Source organism: Pseudomonas sp. Marseille-Q5117 (assembly GCF_946901175.1).
GTDB lineage: Bacteria > Pseudomonadota > Gammaproteobacteria > Pseudomonadales > Pseudomonadaceae > Aquipseudomonas > Aquipseudomonas iranensis.
Window position 1 is genome coordinate 12,288 of record NZ_CAMPPP010000006.1, and the last position, 23,693, is coordinate 35,980.

Below are 23,693 nucleotides of genomic sequence, written 5' to 3' on the forward strand. Positions count from 1 at the left end.
GGGCGCGCCTGGGCAGCGCCCGCGCAAAAGGCCGGGCGATCAACCCACCCGCGCCATGCAATGTTCGATCAACGCTTCAAGCTCGCGCTGGTAATCGCTCATCAGCGCATTCATGGTGCCGGCGCGGTAACGCTGGCTGCTGTAAATGCAGCGCAAGGCCAGTTGCCCGTCATAGACCTGGCCGACGATTTCCAGCCAGTTGCCCAGGTTCGCCTTGAGGCTGTAGTTGTCGCCGGTCTCTTCCAGTGCCGGCACCAGCAACGCCTGTTCATCGAAGCTCTGGTCGAACTGCCCGAGGTAATTGAACGTCACCCGTGCCTGCGGCAATGCAGCCAGTTGCGCCGAGATTTCCGGCCCGGCCAGATGACGTAACACGCCGTAGCCGATGCCCTTCTGCGGTACGCCCGCCAGTTGCGCCTGCACATCGATGATCGACTGGCCGATGTCGTCGCTGTCCGGGCGCAAACGCACCGGGAACATGCTGGTGAACCAGCCGAGGCTGCGGCTCAGGTCGATCGATTCGAAGAGGTCTTCGCGACCGTGCCCTTCAAGCAGAATCAGCGCCGACGGTTGCTGGCTCCAGCGGCACAGCGCGCGGCTGAGCGCTGACAGCAGCAAGTCGTTGATCTGCGTGCCGTACACCGCCGGGGCCTGTTTGAGCAGTTGTTCGGTGTGCTCGCGGGACAGCTTGAGCCGTGCCTGCGCCTGTTGCCGCACAAGGTTCTTGCCACGCGGGTTATCGCACGGCAGATCAACGCCCGGTTGATCCAGTTGCTCCAGCCAATAGTTCAATTCCTGCTCGGCAATCACCGGCGCCTGCGCCTGCAACGCTTCGGCAAACGAACGGTAACTGCTGGTACGAATCGGCAGCTGCGGCGTCAGCCCCTGCACGCACGCCTCATAAGCGACTTTCAGATCGTCGAGCAGAATCCGCCACGACACGGTGTCGACCACCAGGTGATGAATTACCACCAGCAACCGCGCCTGACCATCCGGCAACGCCACATGCATGACCCGCCAGACCGGCCCGTCATTGAGTTTGAGGCTACGCTGCGCGAGGTTGGCCAAGGCTTCGACCTCTTCGCTGCTTTGCGCTTCACGGCGCCACAGCACAGCCTCGTCGGAGGCGCTGGTGCTGTAGCGCTGCAACCAGCGTCCGCCGTCGTTGGAAAAACGCAGGCGCAGCGAATCGTGATGCTGTTCGATCAAGCCCAGCGCCTGTTCCAGTGCATCGAGATCCAGCGGCTGACGTGCGCTGAGCAGCAACGACTGGTTGTAGTGATGCGCCTCGGCCATGCCTTCGGCGAAGAACCATTGCTGGATCGGCAGCAGATTGAACGCGCCCTCTGCGGCAACCTGAGTCAGGTCCGGCAGCGCTTGCCCGGCGCCCTCCTTCGCCACTTGCTGCTCGAGAATGCCGGCGATGGTTTGATAGCGCATCAGATCGCGCAGCTTCAGCTCCATCTGCAGCGTCGGGTGGTTTCGCACCCGCGAGATCACTTGCAGGCTGAGGATCGAATCGCCGCCCAGTTCAAAGAAGTTATCGCTGATACCGACCTGCTCGACCTGCAACACTTGCGCCCAGATTTCCGCCAGCAGGCGTTCCTGCTCGGTGCGCGGCGCTACATATTCGTCACTTTTGAACTCCGGCTCCGGCAGGGCCTTGCGATCGAGTTTGCCGTTGGGCGTGACCGGGAATGCGCTGAGGCAGACGATCTGCGCCGGCACCATGTATTCCGGCAGCGAAGCACGCAGCCCGGCCTTGAGTTCATCGCCGATATCATCACCCGTGGCGGTGACCACATAACCGATCAGTTGCTTGCCGGAGGCATTGTCGCGGGCAATCACCAGCGCATCGCTCACCGCCGGCAACTGACGCAGGCTGGCCTCGACTTCGCCCAGCTCGATGCGGAAGCCACGCACCTTGACCTGATGGTCGATGCGCCCGACGTAATCGACCACGCCGTCCGCGCGGCGGCGCACCAGATCGCCGCTGCGGTACAGGCGCTCGCCGGGCGCAAACGGGTTGGGCACGCAGCGCTCGCCGGTCAGGTCGGGGCGCCCGTAATAACCGCGAGCGACGCCGAAACCGCCGATGTACAACTCACCGGCAAAACCCGGCGGCAGCGGATTCAGATCGTCGTCGAGCACGTACAGCGACCGCGCACCGACCGCGCGGCCGATCGGCGCATACGCCGCTTCGCAGTGCTGGCTGATGGCGACTTTCCAGAGCATCGGCGTGACCACGGTTTCGGTCGGGCCGTAGCCGTTGGTGAAGAACTGCGGACGCAACGCGGCTTTGACCTGTTCGAAAGTCTGCTCCGGCACCGCATCGCCACCGAAGCAGTAGATGCGCACTGGCGGTGGTGCGATGCCACTGGCGGCGGCGTACTCGGCGAGTTGTTTGAGATAGGCCGGCGGGAAACAGGCGATGGTCACGCCGTAATCGTGCAGGGCCTGATAGGTCTGCTCCGGCGTCCACAGGCATCCGTCGCGAATCACCAGACGACCGCCACTGTACAAGGTACTCAGCCAGCGTTCATGGGCGCCGTCGAAAGCGAACGACATGAAGTGCAACTCGCAACTGCTCGCGTCCATTTCGTACAGCTCGGCGATGGCCTGGCAATGCATGCTCAGCGGTCCCTGGGTCACGGCCACGCCTTTCGGCCGTCCGGTGGAACCGGAGGTGTAAACCAGATAGGCCAGGCTCTGCTCGTGAACATCGCAGACCGGGGCAGCATCGCTGTAAAGACTGCGATAGAGTTGATCGATTTCCAGACGCCGCACGCCTTGTGGTGCAGGCAATGTCGCGCGCAGGCTGGTTTGCGTCAGCAGCAGGGCCATGCGCGAATCTTCGATCATGTACGTCAAGCGCTCGGGCGGATAATCGATGTCCAGCGGCACGTACGCCGCACCGCTCTTGAGCACGGCGAGGAAACTCACCAGCATTTCCAGCGAGCGCGGCAATGCCACGCCGATCACCACTTCCGGCCCGGCGCCGTGGGCAATCAGGCACTGCGCAAGTCGATTGGCCTGCCGCTCCAGTTCGGCGTAGCTCAGGCTTTCGCCGGCGCATTGCACCGCGATCGCGTCGGGCTGCTGTTGCGCATGACGACTGATCAACTCCGGCAACAGGCGAGGCTCATGGCGGTGCGCCGGCTCGGCGCTCCAGGCCTGCGCCGCTTGCCATTGTTCAGCGGACAGACGCTGCAAGTTGCCCAGCCGCTCATACGGCGCGGCCATCATCGCCGCGAGGGTGTTTTCCAGGGTCAGGCGAATGCCTTCTACCGCCTCGGCGCTGAAGTGGCTGCGCAGGTACAGGTACTCGATCGACAACTCGTCGCCGAGCATCACCGCAAGGTCCATCGGCACGTTGGTCACGCCGTGGCCGATGGATTTGCCGAAGGTCAGCTCGGTGTTGGTTTCTTCCTGCAAGCGCTCGTCGATCGGGAAGTTCTCGAACACCACGATGCTGTCGAACAGCGCCTGACCACCGAGGTTCGACCAGCGCTGCACATCGGCCAGCGGTGCCTGGGAGTAATCGCGGATGTCGAGGTTGTAGGCCTGCACTTCACCCAGCCAGTCGGCCAGACGCTGATCGGCCTGCGGGGTCTGAATGATCGGCAAGGTGTTGATGAACAGGCCGAGCATGTTGCCGACGTTCGGCAGACTTTCCGGACGCCCTGATACGGTGGCGCCGAAGGTCACCGTCTGCTGGCCGGTGTAGCGTTGCAACAGCAGCAGCCACGCGCCCTGAATCAGCGTGTTGGGGGTGATGCGCAAATCGCGGCAGAACTCCAGCAGGCGCGCGGTTTGCGCCTTGTCCCAATTCGAATAGAGCGCATCGTGACCGGTAACGTCGGCACTGTGACGCGGGTGCATCGCCTGACTCAGCGCGGTCGGTTCGTTGACCACCGCCAGACGCGCCTTCCAGAACAGCTCCTGGGCATCCTGATCCTGCGCCTGCAACCAGGCAATGAAGTCGCGATAGCGGCCATTTTCGCCAGTCACCTCGCCCGTGGAGTAGTACTGCAAGACCTCGCCGAACAGCCGCGAACTGCTCCAGCCGTCCATCAGGATGTGGTGGCTGGTCCAGATCATCTGGTACTGCTCGTCGCCCAGCTGCAGCAGGGTCACCCGCTGCAATCGCGCTTCAGCCAAGTCGAAGCCCAGCGCACGATCAGCGCTGGCGAACTCGGCAATCGCCGCCTCGCTGCAGTCCTGCCCACGCCAATCGAGCACCTGCATCTGCAGCGGCGCCTGGCGATGGACGACCTGCAACGGCTTGGCCAGCCCATCCTGCCAATGGAAACTGGTGCGCAGGATCGCCTGACGCACAATGATGAATTCCCAGGCCCGGCGGAAACGCTCAACGTCGAGGCCCTTGATCGGCAGACTGACGTGTTGCACGTAAAGGCTGCTGCCGTTATCCGACAGGGTGTGGAAGAGCATGCCTTCCTGCATCGGCGACAGCGGATAGACGTCTTCGATCAGCTCCGCCGGCACCGGCAAGGCATCGAGCTGCGCCTGATCCAGTTGCGCCAACGGGTAGTCGGCAGCGCTGGCGGATTGCGCGTCTGCCAGCGAAACCACTGCGGCGAGTTTCTGCACCGTCTGTTGCTGGAACAGGTCTTTGGGCGTGAAACAAATGCCCTGCTGACGCGCGCGGCTTACCAGTTGAATCGAGATGATCGAATCACCGCCGAGGGCGAAGAAATTGTCGGTCACGCCAACCTGCTCGATCTTCAGAATGTCCTGCCAGACCTCGGCCAGCTGCTGCTCCAGCGGCGTCGACGGCGCGACGTAATCGCGTTGTGCCTGGCTGGCATCCGCTGCCGGCAAAGCCTTGCGATCAAGTTTGCCGTTGGGTGTCAGGGGCAATTGTTCGAGGAACAGCCACTGCACCGGCACCATGTAGTCCGGCAGATGCGCCTTGAGCGCGGCTTGCAACTCAGCACTCAGCGCGTCCAGTTGCGCGGGGCTTTGATCGGCCTCGGCCGGTACCACATAAGCCACCAGTTGCTGGCCGCCGACGCCGTCCACCGCCAGCACCACGCCTTCGCGCACGCTGGCCTGGGCCAGCAGACGCGCTTCGATTTCACCCAGTTCAATACGGAAGCCGCGCACCTTGACCTGATGGTCGATGCGGCCGACGTATTCGATACGGCCGTCGTCCATGAAACGCGACAGGTCGCCGGTGCGGTACATGCGCTCGCCGTTGCTCGCCAACGGGTTGGGCACGAAACGTTCGGCGGTCAGGCCCGGGCGCAACAGATAGCCACGGGTGATGCCGTCACCGGCCAGATACAGCTCCGCTGCGATGCCGAGCGGTGCTGCCTGCAATTGCCCGTCGAGCAGGTACGCGGTGGTGTTGCGCAGTGGTCGGCCGATATTGGCCTGGCCACCGAGTTCACGGCGGGTCCAGGTCGAATACGTGGTGTCTTCGGAAGGCCCGTACAGATCGTAAACGTGGGCGACCGAAGTTTCGCGGTACAAGGTGTCGACCAGCGCCTGCTTGAGCGGCTCGCCGGCCAGATTGATGATGCGCACACACGACGGGATCTGGCCGATGCGTTGCAACGCGGCAATCGCCGACGGCACGGTGTTGATCAGGCGCACCTGATCACGCTCGGGCAAGTCCGGCAGCTCCAGAGCATTGCGCGCCATAACCATGGACCCGCCGCGCGCCAGGGTGACGAAAATCTCCCACACCGACAGGTCGAAGCACACCGACGTCGAGGCCAGCACGCCTTGCAGATCGTCCTCGCTGTAGACCTCGGCGGACCAGTGAATCAGCGCCTGCACGTTGCGATGGGCGATGGCCACGCCTTTCGGTTTGCCGGTGGAACCGGAGGTGTAGATCACGTAGGCAAGATTGGCCGAGTCGGCGCGCGCCGGCAGGTTGTCCGGCGCCTGCGATGCAAACGCCTCGCCGCCGGCCTCGACCAGCACCACTTGCGCTTCGCTGGACGGCAGTTGCGCCAGCAAGGCTTGCTGGGTCAGCAGGACTTTCGCCTGGCTGTCGTCGAGCATGTAGGCCACGCGGTCGGCCGGGTAGTCCGGGTCCAGCGGCACGTAGGTGCCGCCGGCCTTGAGCACCGCCATCAGGGCGATCACCAGTTCCGCCGAACGCGGCAGCGCCACGCCGACGCGCACTTCCGCGGTGACACCCAGCGTCACCAGATGCCGGGCCAACTGGTTTGCCCGCCGGTTCAGTTCGCCGTAGCTCAGGGCCACGCCGGCATGACTTAACGCCAGTGCCTGCGGATGCGCTGCGACCCGCGCTTCAAAGCTCTGCGAAATCAACCGCTCGGCCGGATAAGCCGCGTGATTGTCGTTCCACTGCGCCAGCGTCTGCCGTTCGGCCAGCGGCAGCAGACCGATCTCGCCGAGTGCCCGCTGCGGCGCTGCGATAAATTGCTCGAGCACTTCACGCAGATGCGCGGCCAGAGCGAGCACGCTGCGCTCGGCAAAGTGCTCGGTGAGGTAGTTGAAATCGAGGTTGAGCACTTCGCTGGCGCCGGCAATCAGGGTCAGACCGTAGTTGGTCTGCTCGCGATGCTCCAGACCGGAAAAACGCAGCCCGCCCGGATTGGCCTCCAGCGCTTCGGACACCGGGTAGTTCTCGAACACCAGCAAAGTGTCGAACAGCGCTTCGCCACTCAATGCGGCCAGACGCTGAATGTCCTGCAACGGCGTCTGTTCGTAGTCGCGCAACAGCAGGTTCTTGTCCTGCACGCTGCGCACCCAGTCACCGACGCTGAGGCTGGCCTGCGGGCTGGCGATCACCGGCAGAGTGTTGATGAACAGCCCCAGTTGCTCCTCGATGCCCGGCAAATCCACCGGACGCCCGGATACCGTAGCGCCAAACGCCACCGTGGCCTGCCCGGTGTAGCGCTGCAACACCAGCAGCCACGCGGCCTGCACCAGGCTGTTGAGGGTCACCTGTTGCTGACGGGAGAAGGCGTTCAGACGCTGGGTCAACGCTTCGTCGAAATGCAGACGATGCATCTGTTTGCCCGGCCCCGGCACGGTGCGTCCGTGGCAGGCCGAGGCCAGTCGGGTCGGCTCGTCGAGTTCGGCCAGTTGCCCGCGCCAGAATTCCTGCGCCCCAGCCTTGTCCTGGCCCTGCAGCCAGACCAGAAAATCGCGATAGCGACCCTGCGCGCTCGGCACCGACTGGCCGGCGTAATCCTGCAGCACCTCGCCGAACATCCGCGAGTTGCTCCAACCATCCATGAGGATGTGGTGACAAGTGAAAATCAGTCGATGGCGATCGTCGGCAGTGCGCAGCAGGCACAGGCGCAACAGCGGTGGATTCTGCAGATCGAAGCCGCGTTCACGGTCGGCTTGCGCCCGCGCCTCAAGCACGGCCGGCAGATCAGCGGCATCGCGCACATCGATTTCCGGCATTTCCAACGTCAGCTGGCGATTGATCACCTGCAATGGCGCGTCGAGGCCCTCGCGGCCCCAGATGAAACCTGCGCGCAGCACTTCATGGCGATCGACCACCCGCTGCCAGGCTTGCTGGAACCGCGCAACGTCGAGGCCGTCGATGTCCAGCAGCATCTGATAGACGTAGGCGCTGGCGTCGGCGTCGTACAGGCTGTGGAACAGAATGCCCTGCTGCATCGGCGCCAGCGGATAGATGTCCTCGATGCGCTGGGCGGCAATCGGCAGGCTGTCCAGATGCGCCTGGGACAAACCGGCCAGCGGCACGTCGGACGGCGTGAGGCCGCCCGCATGGCTGAGGCAGTGGTCGATCAATTCGCTCAGCGCCACTTCGTAGGCGCGGGCCAGAGCGGCGATGGTCGTTTCTTCGAAGATGTCGCTGCTGTAGGTCCAGGTCAGGCTCAACTGGCCCTGATAAACCCGGCCATCGATGGTCAGCCAGTTGGCCATCGGCGCGTTTGCGTCCTGACCGGCGCCCTTGTCCTCGGTGGCCGGCCGCCACAAGACGCCTTCATCGAAGTTGTTATCGAACTGGCCGAGGTAGTTGAACGTCACCTGCGGTTGCGCCAGTTCATGCAACGCCGCTTGTGCGTCGGCGGTGCCGAGATAACGCAGCAAGCCATAGCCGATACCCTTGTTGGGGATCGCGCGCAGTTGTTCCTTGATGCCTTTGATCGAGCTTTCCAGGCTGGCGTTTGGTGTCAGGCGTACCGGGAACATGCTGGTGAACCAGCCCACGGTGCGGCTCAGGTCGATGTCATCGAACAGATCTTCGCGGCCATGGCCTTCGAGTTGCACCAACGCACTGTCGCTTGCAGTCCACTCACACAACACTCGCGCCAGCGCGGTCAGCAGCAGGTCGTTGACCTGGGTGCGGTAGACCGCCGGGGCCTGTTGCAGCAGCTGGCGGGTACGCTCGGCGTCCAGCCGCGTGTCGACGCTGCGTTCGAAGCGGTTGTTCAACTGGCCCTGCGGATTGTCCAATGGCAAACCGAGCGGCGCGTCGAGCAACTGCTCGCGCCAGTAACTCAGCTCACTGTTCAGCGCCGCGCTGCGCGCATGTTCTTGCAAGCGCAAGCCCCAGTCCTTGAATGCACTGGTCTTGGCCGGCAGGTTCACGCTCTGCCCGGCACTGATCTGCTGATAGGCGTTCTGCAGGTCTTCGAGCAGGATCCGCCACGACACGCCATCGACCACCAGGTGATGAATCACCAGCAACAGACGCTGACTGGCGTCCGGCAAATCGATCAGCGCCGCGCGGATCAGCGGGCCGTTGTGCAGATCGAGGCTGCGTTGCAGGTCCAGGCACAGCGCTGGCAATGCCGCGCTGTCGTCCAGCGTGAAAGTGCGCAACAACGCTTGTGGCTGATCCGCCGTGCCGTGGCTTTGCTGCCAGCCCTGCTCGGTTTGGCGATAACGCAGACGCAAGGCGTCATGCTGCTTTTGCACCTGCGCCAGCGCCTGTTGCAGCGCCGTGGCTTGCAGGGCTTTCGCCGGGGTCAGCAGGATCGACTGGTTCCAGTGATGCCGCGCCGGGATGTCGCTGTGGAAGAAATACTGCTGGATCGGCGTCAGCGGCGCTTCGCCAAGCACCTCGCCCTGCTCCGTCTGCACCGCATCGCTCTGCTGCGCGACGGTGGCCAGACGCTGCACGGTCTGGTGCTGAAAAATGTCCTTGGGCGTAAAGCGAATGCCGGCCTGCCGCGCGCGACTGACCACTTGAATCGATATGATCGAATCGCCGCCCAGCTCGAAAAAGTTGTCGTGAAGGCCGACCCGTTCAACCTTGAGCACGTCCTGCCAGATCTCCGCCAGACGCTGTTCCAGTTCACTGCGCGGCGCCGCGTAGGCCTCTTGCACCTGCGCAACATCCGGCTGCGGCAGTTGTTTGCGATCGAGCTTGCCGTTGGCGGTCAGCGGCAGTCGGTCGAGGAACGCCCAACTGACCGGGACCATATAATCCGGCAGGGTTTCGCGCAGGTGCGCCTTGATCGAATCGCGCAACGCGCCCTGCTCGTCCGCGTTCAATGTCTCAACCGGCACGACCCAGGTCGCCAGTTGCTGGCCGCTGACGCCGTCCACCGCCAGCACCACCGCTTCGCGCACCTGCGGATGCTTGAGCAGTTGCGCTTCGATTTCACCGAGCTCGATGCGGAAACCACGGATCTTCACTTGGTGGTCGATACGCCCGATGTACTCGATCACCCCATCGCCGCGCAGCCGAGCGAGGTCGCCGGTACGGTACAGACGCTGGCCGGCCTTGCGGTTGAACGGGTCGGGCACGAAGCGCGTGGCGCTCATGCCGGCCTGATTCAGATAACCACGGGCCAGACCGGCGCCAGCAATGTACAACTCGCCGATGCAGCCTTGCGGCACCAGGTTGAGCGAACTGTCGAGCAAGTACCACGACAGGTCGACAATCGGCGCGCCGATCGGGCTGCTGTGATTGCTCTGCAGATCGGCCAGCGACAACGGCCGGTAAGTCACGTGCACGGTGGTTTCGGTGATGCCGTACATGTTGATCAGCGTCGGCGTGCGGTCGCCAAAACGCTCGAACCACGGACGCAGATTTTGTACTTCCAGCGCCTCGCCGCCGAACACCACGTAACGCAGGGCATTGCTGCGGCTCGACTCGCAGGCGACCTGCATCAGTGGTTTGAATGCCGAAGGTGTCTGGTTCAACACCGTGACGTTTTCATCGCACAGCAGCGTATAGAAATCCTCCGGCGAACGGCTGACGTCGTGCGGCACCACCACCAGTTTGCCACCGTACAGCAGCGCGCCGAAAATCTCCCACACGGAAAAGTCGAACGCGTAGGAATGGAACAGCGTCCAGCTGTCCTGCGCGCCGAAATCGAACCAGTGCTCGGTGGCGCTGAACAGGCGCATCACGTTGCCGTGCGGCAGCAAGGCGCCCTTGGGTTTGCCGGTGGAACCGGAGGTGTAGATGACGTAGGCCAGATTGTCCGGCGTGGTCAGGCATGGCGGGTTGCTTGCGATGCCGTGTTCCGGCGTTTGATCCAGATCGAGGCAGATCAGCCCCGGCGGCAGCGGCAATTGCCCGAGCAAATGCGCCTGGGTCAACAGCAAGTGAATGCCGCTGTCGTCGATCATGTAGCTCAAGCGGTCATCCGGGTAGCTCGGGTCCAGCGGCACATAGGCGCCGCCGGCCTTCAGCACCGCGAGAATGGCGACGATCATGTCCAGCGAACGCTCCACCGCAACGCCGACGCGCACGTCCGGGCCGACGCCCTGCTCGATCAGCGTATGCGCCCACAGGTTGGCGCGGTGATTGAGTTCGGCGTAGGTCAGGCGTTGCCCTGCACAGCTCACCGCCACCGCATCGGCATGCCGCTCGGCCTGGGCCTCGATGGCTTGCTGGATGCACTGGGTCAGCGGTTGTTCAATCAGCGACGGATTCCATTGCGCCAATAGCTGTTGCTGCTGGCCGGCGTCAAGCATCGGCAATTGGCCGATGCGCTGGGCCGGCTCGGCAACGATCGCTTGCAACAGCGCGGTCCAGTGCTGCGCCAGGCGCTCGATGGTCGCTGCGTCGAACAGATCAGTGGCGTACTTGAGCACGGCTTCGATGCCGTGGGCCTGTTCGGTGGTGTTGAGGGTCAGGTCGAATTGCGCGGTCTGGCTCTGCCATTCCAGCGGTTCGATATTCAGGCCGTTCAGGCGCGTGGCGACGCTTGCGCGGCGCTCGGCCTGGTGGTTGAACATCACTTGGAACAGCGGACTGTGGCTGAGGCTGCGGCCCGGTTCCAGCGCTTCGACCAGTTGCTCGAAGGGCAAATCCTGATGCGCCTGCGCCTCCTGCGCCGTCTGTTTGACCTGACGCAGCAGTTCGATAAACGGCAGCTCTGCGTCGACATCCGCCTTGAGCACCTGGGTGTTGACGAAGAAGCCGATCAGGCGCTCGATTTCCACCCGGCCACGGTTGGCCACCGGCACGCCGACACGGATGTCGCTTTGCCCGCTGTAGCGATGCAGCAAGGCCTGAAACGAGGCCAGCAGCAACACGAACAGGGTAACGTTTTCCTGCCGGGCAAAGGCCTTGAGGGCATTGCTCAGCGCCGGATCAAGAATCAGGTTATGGCTGGCGCCGGCGAAGCTTTGATCGACCGCGCGCGGGCGATCAAGCGGCAGTTCCAGCACCGGTTGTTCGCCGCCGAGCTTTTCCTGCCAGTAGGCCAGTTGTCGCTCCTGCTCACCGGCCTCCATCCACTGGCGCTGCCACAAGGCGTAATCGGCGTATTGAATCGGCAGGGCCGGCAGACCGGCGTCGTGACCGAGGTTGAAACCGGCATAGAGCTGCACCAGTTCCTCGATCATCACTTGCAGCGACCAGCCATCGGAAACGATGTGGTGCAGGGTCAGCACCAGCACATGCTCAGCGGGGTTGACCTGCAGCAGCGCGGCACGCAGCAACGGGCCGTGCTGCAGATCGAAAGTCTTCTGGCTCTGGGTCTGAACGAAAGCCTCGATCAAGTGCTCCGGGTCATTCGCCAGATCAGCGCTCAGGTGATGAATATCGAGAGTAAAAGGTCCTGCGGGCAGGACCACTTGCAAGGGTTGCGCGCTGTCTTGAGAGAACACCGTGCGCAAGGTTTCGTGGCGCTCGATCAGCGCCGCGATGCTGCGTTCCAGTGCCGGCACATCGAGCGGCCCCTGCAAGCGCAGGGCCGTCGGAATGTTGTAGGCCGCGCTGTGCGGTGCCCACTGCCAGAGGAACCACTGGCGCTGCTGAGCGTAGGACAGCAGCAACGGCTCTTCAGCCGTGCGCTTGAAAACCGGGGCAATGTCAAAGAGGTTGACGCCTTTCTGCTTGAGCAGAACCGCCAGAGCCTTTCTTTGCTTAGCCGAAAGTTGTCCTACCGACTCGATTAACTCTTGCACGCGTTTTTCCCTCTCAAGAAATCAGTTTTTCCAGATCATCGAGGGATAGACGTTTGAGGGCCTCCAGTGATTTAGCCAATTCATCCTGAACGGGCGACATTTCGACGCGCAGCGCTTCGATCCGCGCGCAGAAATCCTTGAGCGTGTCGGTCTCGAACAGCGCCTTGAGCGGCACCTTGTCGCCCAGACGTTCCTGCACCCGGGTCACCACCAGCGTTGCCAGTAACGAATGACCGCCGAGCTGGAAGAAGTTGTCCGCCAGCCCTACCCGCTCGACCTCCAGCACTTCCTGCCAGATCGTCGCGACCTCCCATTGCAGATCGCTTTGCGGCGCTAGGTATTGCTCATGCGTCGGGCTCTCGCCCAACGCCATCAGCGCCTTGCGATCGAGCTTGCCGTTGGGCGTCAGCGGGATCGCGTCGATCAGGTGCAGATGCCCCGGCACCATGTGCGCCGGCAAGCGACTGGCCAAGGCATTGCGCACCCGCTCGGCCAGCGTCGACCGCTCGCTGTCCGGCGCGGCGACGAGGTAGGCATGCAGGTGTTTGCCGGCGGCGCCGTCCTGCGCCAGTACCACCGCCTCAAGGATATCGTCGAGTTCCAGCAGGCGCGCTTCGATCTCGCTGAGCTCGATGCGGAAACCGCGAATCTTCACCTGATGGTCGGCGCGACCGATGTACTCGATATTGCCATCGTCGCCCTGGCGCACCAGATCGCCGGTGCGGTACAGGCGCTCGCCATTGGTCGCGTAGGGATTCGGCACAAAGCGTTCGGCGGTCAGCGCGGCGCGGCGCAGATAGCCGCGCGTCACCCCGGCGCCAGCGAGGTACAGCTCGGCCGCCACGCCCTCGGGCAGCGCCTGCAACTGACTGTCGAGCAGGTACGCCACGGTGTTGTCCAGCGGCCGGCCAATGTTCGCCCGACCCTGCGGCGTGCGCAGGGTGAAGGTCGAATAAGTGGTGTCCTCCGACGGCCCGTAAAGATCGTAAACCTGCTGCACCTGAGTGCTGGCGTAGAGGCTGTCGACCACACTCTGCTTGAGCGGTTCGCCGGCGAGATTGATGGTGCCGACCGAAGCCGGAATCTGCCCAGCCCGTTGCAACGCGGCAATCGCCGACGGCACGCTGTTGATCAGGGTGACCTGATCGCGCGCCGGCAAATCCGCCAGCGCCAAGGCGTTGTCGGCCAATACCAGACAGCCACCGCAGGCCAGCGTGACAAAGATTTCCCACACCGACAGATCGAAGCAGATCGACGTCGAAGCGAGCACGCCGCGCAATTGTTCTTCGCGATAGACACCCGCTGACCACTGAATCAGCGCCGATAGATTGCCGTGGCTGATCGCTACGCCTTTCGGTTTGCCGGTGGAGCCGGAGGTGTAGATCACGTACGCCAGATTGTCTGCCGCGAGGTTAACCAGCGGCGCAGTGGCCGGGTATTCGCTGGCGACGTTCTCGTCCACCAGCAGCACCTGCGCACTCAAGGTTTCGGGCAGCATCGCCAATGCCGCTGGCTCAGTGAGCAGCACCGCCGCGCGGCTGTCGTCGAGCATGTGCAGCAAGCGTTCCTGCGGGTAATCCGGGTCCAGCGGCACATAAGCGCCACCGGCCTTGAGGATCGCCAGCAAGCCGACCAGCATCTGCGGCGTGCGGCGCATGCACACGCCGACGCGCACTTCCGGCCCGACGCCCATGCCTTGCAGCTTGTGCGCCAGACGATTGGCCCGGGCATCGAGGTTTTGGTAATCGATGGATTGCTCAGCGAACAGCACCGCGTTCGCCTGCGGTTGACGCTGCACCTGCGCGGCGATGTACGCCAGCACCGTGCGTTGATCCGGCGTGGTAACCGGCGCCTTGCCCCACTCGATCGCTTGTTGCCGTTGTGGCTCGGCGAGCAGTTCCAGCGCGCCCAGCGGCTGTGTGGCGTCGGCGAGGAACTGCTCGAGCAGGCCTTGCAACTGCGCACTCAACGCGCTGATCGCTTGAACGTCGAAGCTGGCCTGATCGTAACTTACGCCCAGACTCAGCTCGCGGCCGGTGACCGCCACCAGCGTCAGCGGATAGTTGGTCTGCTCCTGACGGCGGATTGCCGAGAACTTCAGCCCCGTCTGCGGGCCCTGCGCCAAGGCCTCGGCCATCGGGTAGTTTTCGAACACCAGAATGCTGTCGAACAACGCGCCGGCACCCGCCCCGGCCCAGCGCTGAATGTCATACAGCGGCGTGTGTTCGTGCTCGCGCAAGGCCAGGTTGAGGTCTTGCACCTGTTGCAGCCATTGGCTGACGCCGATTTCCGGCGATGGCGCCGCCACCACCGGCAAGGTGTTGATGAACAGGCCGATCTGCTGCTCGACACCCGGCAAATCGGTTGGCCGCCCGGCGACAGTCGCGCCGAACGCCACTTGATCCTGGCCTGTATAACGCTGCAACAGCAGCAGCCACGCCGCTTGTACCAGCGTGTTAAGGGTGACTTTCTGCTCGCGGGCGAAGCGGTTCAGTTCGGCGGTCAGCGGTTCGCTGAACACATGCTCGTGATCGGCATAGCCGCTGGCGGCGTGCCTGACCGGCATGGCACTGGCCAGTCGCGTCGGCTCTTCGAGATCCGCCAGCGCCGTGCTCCAGAACTGCCGACTGGCTTGCTGATCGCGCTGGCCGAGCCACTCGATGTAATCGCGATAACGCCCCTGCCCTGCGCTCGGCACGATGCCGGCGTAACGTTGCAGCACTTCGCCGAACAACTGCGAAGTGCTCCAGCCGTCCATGAGGATGTGATGGCAGGTGTAGATCAGGTGATGAGTGTGCTCATCGATGCGCACCAACGTCACGCGCAACAGCGGTGCGTCGAGCAGATCGAAGCCGTTATGCAGGTCTTCAGTGGCCAGATGATCAAGCGCGGCATCCAGGCCAGCGCGACCGCGCCAGTCCTGCACTTGCCACGGCATCTTCACACGGCTGCGCACCACTTGTACCGGCGCGGCGGCATCCTGCGGCCAGACGAACGCGGTACGCAGAATATCGTGGGTATCGACGGTCTGCTGCCAGGCGTGGCGGAAGCGCTCGGCGTCGAGCTGCTCGACGTCGACGCGCAGCTGATTGGTGTAGGCCGGGCTGTCCGGCTCGTTGCGGCTGTGGAAAAGAATGCCTTGCTGCATCGGCGACAGCGGGTACAGATCGACGATGTCACGCGGCGCCATCGGCAATGCCGACAGCTGCGCCTGGGTCAGGTTGGCGAGGTTGAAATCCGAGGGTGTCACGCCACCGGCGCCGCTCGCACAGCAATGTTCGAGCAGGCGTTCCAGCTCGCAGCGATAAGCCTCGGCCAACGCCTCGATGGTCTCGGCGCGATACATGCCGGTGCCGAAGGTCCAGGTCAGTTCCAGCTCACCACCGAGAACCTGACCGTCGACGCTCAGCCAATTGCCCAGCGGCGCTTGCCCATCCTGATTGGCGCCGGTGCTGTCAGCGCTTGGCACGAACAACGCGCCCTGCTCAGCGCTGAACGCGCCGTCGAACTGACCGAGGTAATTGAAGGTTACCCGTGGTTGCGCCAGCGTCTGCAACTCGGCAGCACGCGTGAGGTAACGCAGCACGCCATAACCGATGCCTTTGCCCGGCACCGCGCGCAGTTGCTCCTTGATCGCACACAGCGACGCAGCGGGACTCGTCTGCGGGGTCAGGCGCACCGGGAACAGGCTGCTGAACCAGCCGACCGTGCGGCTCAGGTCGATGTCGTCGAACAGGTCTTCACGACCATGGCCTTCGAGCTGGATCAACACCGACGGCTGCTCGCTCCAGTCACACAGCACCCGCGCCAATGCGGTCAGCAACAGGTCGTTGATTTGCGTGCGGTAGGCCGCCGGGGCGACTTTCAGCAGCTTGTCGGTCAGTGCCGGACTCAGGCGCGTACTGGCGCGGGCGGCCTGTGCGCGAATCTGGCTGTCCTCGGCGAAATCCCGTGGCAGTGCCGCTTCGTCGCCCGCCAGGGTCTGCTGCCAGTAAGCACTTTCGCCGGCCAGCGCCTCACTCTGTGCAAAACGATGCAACTGCTCGGCCCAGTTGTGCAGCGAACTGCTCTGGCCTGGCAACACCGGCGCCGTCCCCGCCGCCAATGCCTGGTAAGCATGCTGCAAGTCTTCGAGCAGAATGCGCCACGACACGCCGTCGACCACCAGGTGATGAATCACCAGCAACAGACGTTGCTCGGTATTCGGCAAAGTGACCAGCACAGCGCGCAACAGATGCCCGCGTTGCAGATCGAGGCTGCGCTGTGCCGCGTCGGCCAGCGCTGGCAAAGCGTCGAGGCTGTCCAGTTCGCGCACCCAGAGCAGTTCGGCATCGCACTGAGTCTGCGGCAACGCCTGCCAGCTATCGCCCGACTGAACGAAACTCAGGGCCAAGGCCTCGTGCTGTTCCACCAACGCTGCCAGCGCCGTACGCAGATGCGCGGCGTCCAGCGCCAGGGTCGGTTGCAACATCACCGCCTGGTTCCAGTGCTGGCGCTGGGCAATCGGCGTGTCGAAGAAGCGCATCTGGATCGGCAGCAACGGCAACGGCCCGCGTGCCACTGGTGCGGCGACGGCAGCCGGTTTCGCTTCGATCAGTTTGGCCACAGCAGCCAGTTGGCCGATGGTCTGTTTTTCGAACAACTGCTTGGGGCTGAGCTTGATGCCCTGGCGCTTGGCCCGGGCGATGATCTGCAAGCTGAGGATCGAGTCGCCACCCAGTTCGAAGAAGTTATCGCTGCTGCCGACCCGCTCAAGCTTGAGCACTTCGGCCCAGATCGCTGCGAGTTTTTCCTCGATCTCACCGACCGGCGCGACGAACTGCTGACTAACCACCCCGGGCACTGGCAAGGCACGCTTGTCGAGCTTGCCGTTGGCGGTCAGCGGCAGCTTTTCCAGCAACAGCAACTGCGCCGGCACCAGGTAATCCGGCAGCCGCGCCTGCAATTGCTCGCGCAGATCCTGCGCCTGCACCTTCGCGCCCGCTGCCGGCACGCACCACGCCAGCAGTTGCAGGCGCGCCGGATCGTCATCCAGTGGCAGCGCGAGCACGGCGGCTTCGCTGACACCGTCGAGGCTGAGCAACACCCGCGCGACTTCCGCAGGCTCCACACGGTAGCCGCGCACTTTGACCTGGTCGTCGGCACGACCGATGAACTCCAGCGCCTGCTCGCGATTGCGCCGGACCCGGTCGCCGCTGCGGTACACCCGCGCGCCGGGGTTCCCAAACGGATCAGGCAGGAAACGCTCAGCGGTGAGCCCCGGCTGATTCAGGTAGCCAAGGGCAACGCTGTCGCCACCGATGTACAACTCACCGGCAACCTGATCGGCCACCGGGCTGAGCACATCGTCGAGCACATAGACATGAGCACCGACCAGCGCTGTGCCGATCGGAACACTGCGCGCCAGCGCGGCGAGCTCTTCGACCTCATGAGTCAGCACGCCCACAGTGGTTTCGCTCGGGCCATAGTGGTTGATCAGGCGGCAGCCCGGTTTCAGTTGCTGCACACGCTCGACCAACGTCGGCGAACAGGCTTCGCCGCCGACGATCAGCGCGTGTTCCGGCAACACATCGGCAGGCTTGGCCGCCTGCAACAGCGCGGCGAGATGCCCGGGGACAATTTTCAGCACGCCAACGCGATGGCGGGCCATGTAATCGGCAAAGCGATCCGGGTCGAAGCCGAGTTCTTCCGGCAGCACATGCAGCAGTCGGCCCGAGCACAGCGCGCCGAACAGCACGGTGAAGCCGAGGTCGGCGGCGATGGTCGAGACCAGCGCCATGCTCGCCTCCGGCGCCAGCGCGAGACGTTCGAGTACGCCGCGCACGTAACTGCCCAGCGCGCCGTGGCTGACCAGCACGCCCTTGGGCTGCCCGGTGGAACCGGAGGTGTGAATCACGTAGGCCGGCGACTGCGCATACAGCGTCAGCTCAGGCGCGGATGTCGGCAGCGAGTGCCATTGCTCCGGGGCAAACTCCAGGCCCTGACAGCCCTCACCCGCCAATTCGCTGACCCGCGCATCGCTTTCGGCAGCGATCAACGCCCGTGCCTGCGCAGCCCCGAGCATCTGTTGCAGGCGTGCGCTCGGTGCCTTGACGTCGAGGGGCATGTACAACGCGCCAGCCTTGAGAATCGCCAACAGGCAAGTCAACCAGTCCAGCGAACGTTCCAGCAGCACCGCCACCGGGTCGCCGACATCGACGCCCTGCGCACGCAAATAATGGGCGAGACGATTGGCCTCCTGATCCAGCGCCTGGAAAGTCACCGCTTGCTTGAGATCCCGAGCGGCCAACGCCTGCGGCTGCCGCGCCACTTCACGCGCCCAGTGCTGCAACACCGTCAACGCCGGTTCGCGTTGGCTGGCAAGCGCAGCAGGCCGTGGTGTGGCAACCGCGTGCAATGGCGCCTGCGGCGAGTCAAGCAACTGGGTAAACAGATCCAGCAACATCGGTACAAAACCGGCGACCGTTTCCGCCCGATAGAGATCGCTGGCGTAGGTCATCTGGCCGTGGATCAGCGCACCGTCGTCGGTAATGTCCAGCGCCAGATCGAAGTGCGTGCCGTCCTTGGCCAGCGGGTATTCACTGACGGTCAGGCCGGGCAAGGCCATCGAGCGCTGTTTCTGCATGCCGACGTTCTGGTTGAACTTGGCCTGGAACAGTGGGTTGTGGCCCAGGGTGCGTTCGGCGACCAATTCGTCGACCAGTTGCTCGAACGGCAACTCCTGATGTGCCTGTGCGCCGAATGCCGCTTCACGCACCTGCGCGAGCAAATCGGCGAAACTGCCGCGCTCATCGACCTGGCAGCGCAGCACTTGAGTGTTGACGAAGAAACCGATCAGCCCCTCGACTTCGGCGCGGCCACGGTTGGCATTCGGCACGCCGACACGAATGTCGCGCTCGCCAGCCAGACGCGAAAGGAACAGCGAGAACCCGGCCAGCACCAGCATGAACAGGCTGATGCCCTGGCTGCGCGCAAAAACGTTGAGCTGCTGCGACAGCTCGGCGCCGAAATCAAAGCTCAGGGTCTGTCCTGCAAAGCTTTGCGTCAGCGGTCGGGCAAAGTCCGGCGCCACTTCGAGCAGCGGATGTTCGTCGCCCAATTGCTGACGCCAGTAGTCGAGCTGGCGCTCGCCCTCGCCGGCCTCCAGCCAGCGCCGCTGCCAGATCGCATAGTCGGCGTATTGCAACGGCAGCGCCGGCAGTTGCGGCTCGCGCTGCAAGCTGAACGCCTGATAGCACTGCACGAATTCCTTGACCATGACATCCATCGACCAGCCATCGGAGACGATGTGATGCATGCTCACCACCAGCACGAACTCATCCTCGGCCAAGGCAAACAGGCTGGCGCGCAACAGCGGGCCATGGCGCAGATCGAACGGTTGCGCGGTGACGTCTTGCACGTGTTGCGCGAGCAGTTCTTCGCGCTCTTGCGCGGCGGTGCCAGTCAGGTCGAAGCGTTCCAGCGCAATACTTTGTTGTTCGAGAATCAGCTGATGCGCTTGATCACCGTCGGTGTGAAACACCGTGCGCAACACTTCATGGCGCGCCAGCAGATGATCGAACGAGCGGCTCAGGGCCGACTCGTCCAGCCGGCCTTTCAGACGCAAGCCAGCGGCCATGTTGTATGCCGCGCTGTGCGGTTCCAGTTGCCAGAGAAACAGCAGGCGTTGCTGGGCGAATGAAAGGGGAATCTGCGCGCAGTCGTGGCGGCTGACCGGCAGCGGCAACAGGCTGAAATCCTTGCCCTCCTCGCGCAGCTTGGCGAGAAACAGCCGACGCTGTTCCAGCGGCAGGCCGACGAACCTTTTTGCAATACGTTCCGCCATCGTGCCGCTCATACTTCTTCTCCTTGCAAAGCATTCATGAACTGATCCATGTCGGACCAGTCGTCGTCGCCGCTCGCCTCGGCCAGTTGCTCAAGCACCTCTGCGAGATCCGCCAGCAGCGGTTTTTCGAACAGGCTGCGCAGCGGCAGCACCACGCCCATCTGCTCCTTGACCCGCGCAATCACCTGCGCGGCCAGCAACGAATGGCCGCCCAGTTCAAAAAAATGATCGTCCAGGCCCACACGCGGCACGTGCAGCACCTCGGCCCAGACCTGCGCCAGACATTGTTCGGCCGGCGATTGCGGGGCACGGTAATCGCCCTGCAACTGCGCCGGATCCGGCGCTGGCAAGGCCTTGCGGTCGAGCTTGCCACTCGGCGTCAGCGGCAGGTTCGCCAGCAACAGCAGATGCCCCGGCACCATGTAATCCGGCAGGCTGGCTTGCAGCGCAGCGCGGGTCTGCTGACGGAAGGCCGTTTGCGTTGCCGCGCCGGCAAGCACCTCAGGTTCTGTCACCACGTAAGCGACCAGTTGCGCACCGCCGGCGAATGGCACCGCCAGCACCACTGCCTCGCGAACGCGCGGACATTGCTGCAGGCGCGATTCGATCTCGCCCAGTTCGATGCGAAAGCCACGAATCTTCACCTGATGATCGACCCGGCCGACATATTCCAGCGCGCCATCGCCGCGCAGCCGCGCACGATCGCCGGTGCGGTACAGGCGCTGGCCATCGGCGAAAGGGTCGGCGATGAACCGCTCAGCGCTGAGGCTCGGCTGACGGTGATAACCGCGCGCCAGCCCCAGCCCACCGATGTACAACTCGCCCACCGCGCCTTGCGGCAGCAGGTTCAGATCATCGTCGAGCACGTACAGACGCCGTGCTGCCAGTCCTTTGCCGATCGGCATCCCACGCCACGACACGTCCTGCGCGGTCAGCGCGGTGCAGTCATGAATCGTCGAGACCACCGTGGCCTCGGTCGGGCCGTAGGTATTGAGCAGGCGCACATGGCCGAGCCCGGCCTGCTTCCAAAGACGCAAGCCGTCCACCGCCATGGCTTCACCGCCGACGTGAATCTGCCGCAGCGCGCCGAAACTGGCCGGCGGTTTCGCCGCGTATTCCTGCACCAGCCAATACCAATAAGCCGCCGGCAGGTCGGCCAGAGTGATGCCCTGATCGATGATCACCTGATGCAGCGTCGCGCTGTCCCACAACGGCGCATCGCGCATGACCACGCTGGCGCCATGGCACAGCGGCGGGAAAAACTGCTCGACGAAACCGTCGAAGCTGCTGGTGGCGAATTGCAGAACCCGGTCGCCTTCGCGCAGATCGCTGTAGTCGATGGCGCGGGCGACGAACTCGCTCAGCGCGCCATGACTGACCGCCACGCCTTTCGGCCGCCCGGTGGAGCCAGAGGTGTAGATCACGTAAGCGAGGTTGTCGGCCTCGACCGTGACCGGCAGGTTGTCGCTCTGCTCGCTGGCGGGCACCTGCTCCAGACACAGGCATTCGATGCCGTCGAGCGGCGGCAGGCTGGCGAGGCTTTGCTGATCACTGAGCAACAGTTGCAAACCACTGTCAGCGAGCACTTGGCGCAAGCGTTCGGCTGGGGTTTGCGGATCCAGCGGCACATAGGCACCACCGGCCTTGAGCACCGCCAGCAGCGCCACCGCCAGTTCCAGCGAACGTCCCAGCGCGACGCCGACCAGCACGTCCGGGCCGACACCCTGTGCGCGCAACTGATGGGCCAAGCGATTGCTGCGGCTGTTGAGCTCCTCGTAGCTGAATGCCCATGAAGGCGCGGTGGCCAACAGCACCGCCGGCGCTTGCGCGGTCCGTGCGACTTGCGCTTCGAACAGGCTTTGTACGCTGGTAAACCGAGGCACAGGTGCAGTCGCTTGTATCAGCGCTTGCCGTTCGCTGTCGGCGAGCATCGCCACTTCGCCGATCAACTGCTGCGGATCACGGCACACCGACTGGAGAATGTTGCGCCAATGTCCGGCCAGCGCGGCAATGGTTGCGGCATCAAAAATATCCGTAGCGTAAGTGAAGGCTGCAAACAGTTGCTCGCCCTCCTCGCGGGTGTCGAGCATCAGGTCACTGGTGGCCGCGTGTTGCCGAGCGCTGCCGGCCAGTTGCTCTTCGCTCAGATAACCCACGCGCAAGCCTGAAGCGAGTTGCGCCTGATGCAAATCGGTAACCAGCGGCTGGTGGTTGAACATCACTTGAAACAGCGGATTGTGGCTTTGGCTGCGCGCCGGTTGCAGGGCTTCGATCAAGGCGTCGAACGGCAGATCCTGATGGGCTTGGGCGCCGAGGGCGGCCTGGCGCAGGTTCTGTAGCAACTCGGTGAAGGGCGTTTGTGCGGTGACCACGCTGCGCAGAATCTGCGTGTTGACGAAGAAGCCGATCAGGCCCTCGGTTTCACTGCGGGTGCGGTTGGCGATCAGCCCGCCGACACGAATATCGGTCTGGCCGCTGTAGCGATGCAACAGGGTCTTGAACGCCGCCAGCAACACCACGAACAAGGTCACGCCCTGACGCTGGGCAAGATTTTTCAGTTCTTCGCGCAGAGCTGCGTCGATCACTGTTTCCAGGCGTGCGCCTTGATGGCTGGCTTGCGCCGGATAAGCGCGGTCGGTGGGCAATTCCAGCACGGGATGTTCGTCGCCCAGTTGCGTGCGCCAGTAGTCCAGTTGCCGCTCGCGCTCACCGGCCTCCAGCCAGCTGCGTTGCCACAGTGCGTAGTCGCGGTAATGCACGGTCAACGGCGCCAGCATCGGTTCACGCCCAGCGACCAGCGCGTCGTAAGTGCGCATGAGTTCGTCGATCAGGATGTTCATCGACCAGCCGTCGGCGATGATGTGATGCAGGGTCAGCAGCAGCACGTGTTCCTGCGCGGCCAGGCGCAACAGCCGCAGACTCAGCAGCGGGCCGTTCTGCAGGTCGAAGGCCTGGGTCGCCTCGGCCATCATGTGCTGCTGAGCCAGCGGCCAGCGCTGGGCTTGGGGCAACTCGCTCAGGTCAGTCACGGGTAGTTTCAGTTGCTTAGGTTCGGCCACACGCTGGAAGGCCCGCTCGCCGTCCTGGCCGAAGGTGGTGCGCAAACATTCGTGGCGCGCCGCCAGACGGCTGAAGGCCTGTTCCAGTGCCTCGACGTTCAGATCGCCCTCCAGACGCACCGCCATCGGCAGGTTGTAGGCGGCGCTGGTCGGCTCCAGTTGCCAGAGAAACCACATGCGCTGCTGCGCGTAAGACAGGCCGTCACGCTCGGCGATGCCGTCGCAGGCGGTCATGGGCAGCTGCGCAAAATCGATGCCTTCGCGGGCCATGCCGGCGAGGAACAGACGGCGTTTGTCCTGAGGCAATTCGATAAAGCGTCGGGCTAGTTTCTGTGCGTCTGCGGCATTCATGCGTGGAGTCCTTGCTGATCGGCGGCGTGACCTGGAGACCCGGTCGTATCAACAAGAACGAATGGCCCGCGCAACGATTTAGCGCGCCAGCGGCAATCACGGCC

At 63.8% G+C, this 23,693-nt stretch carries 3 protein-coding genes; all 3 read right to left on the reverse strand.

What is annotated here, in order from left to right; all coding sequences use genetic code 11:
* Positions 1 to 39 precede the first annotated feature (39 nt).
* From OC605_RS11705 to OC605_RS11715, 3 genes are read right to left on the reverse strand one after another with little or no spacing between them, the layout of a single operon-like run.
* Positions 40 to 12,354 (reverse strand): non-ribosomal peptide synthase/polyketide synthase, encoded by a 12,315-nt coding sequence (locus OC605_RS11705; RefSeq protein ID WP_262137254.1) that lies wholly within the window; start codon positions 12,352 to 12,354, stop codon positions 40 to 42.
* A gap of 13 nt (positions 12,355 to 12,367) precedes the next feature.
* Positions 12,368 to 20,191 carry a non-ribosomal peptide synthetase gene (locus OC605_RS11710; protein WP_262137256.1) on the reverse strand — a complete coding sequence of 2,608 codons (7,824 nt, stop codon included), beginning with the start codon at positions 20,189 to 20,191 and terminating at the stop codon, positions 12,368 to 12,370.
* A complete protein-coding gene (locus OC605_RS11715; protein ID WP_262137258.1) occupies positions 20,188 to 23,589 on the reverse strand; it encodes an amino acid adenylation domain-containing protein in 3,402 nt (1,133 codons plus the stop codon). The genes OC605_RS11710 and OC605_RS11715 overlap by 4 nt, the downstream gene beginning before the upstream one ends.
* Between the last annotated feature and the right edge of the window lie 104 nt (positions 23,590 to 23,693).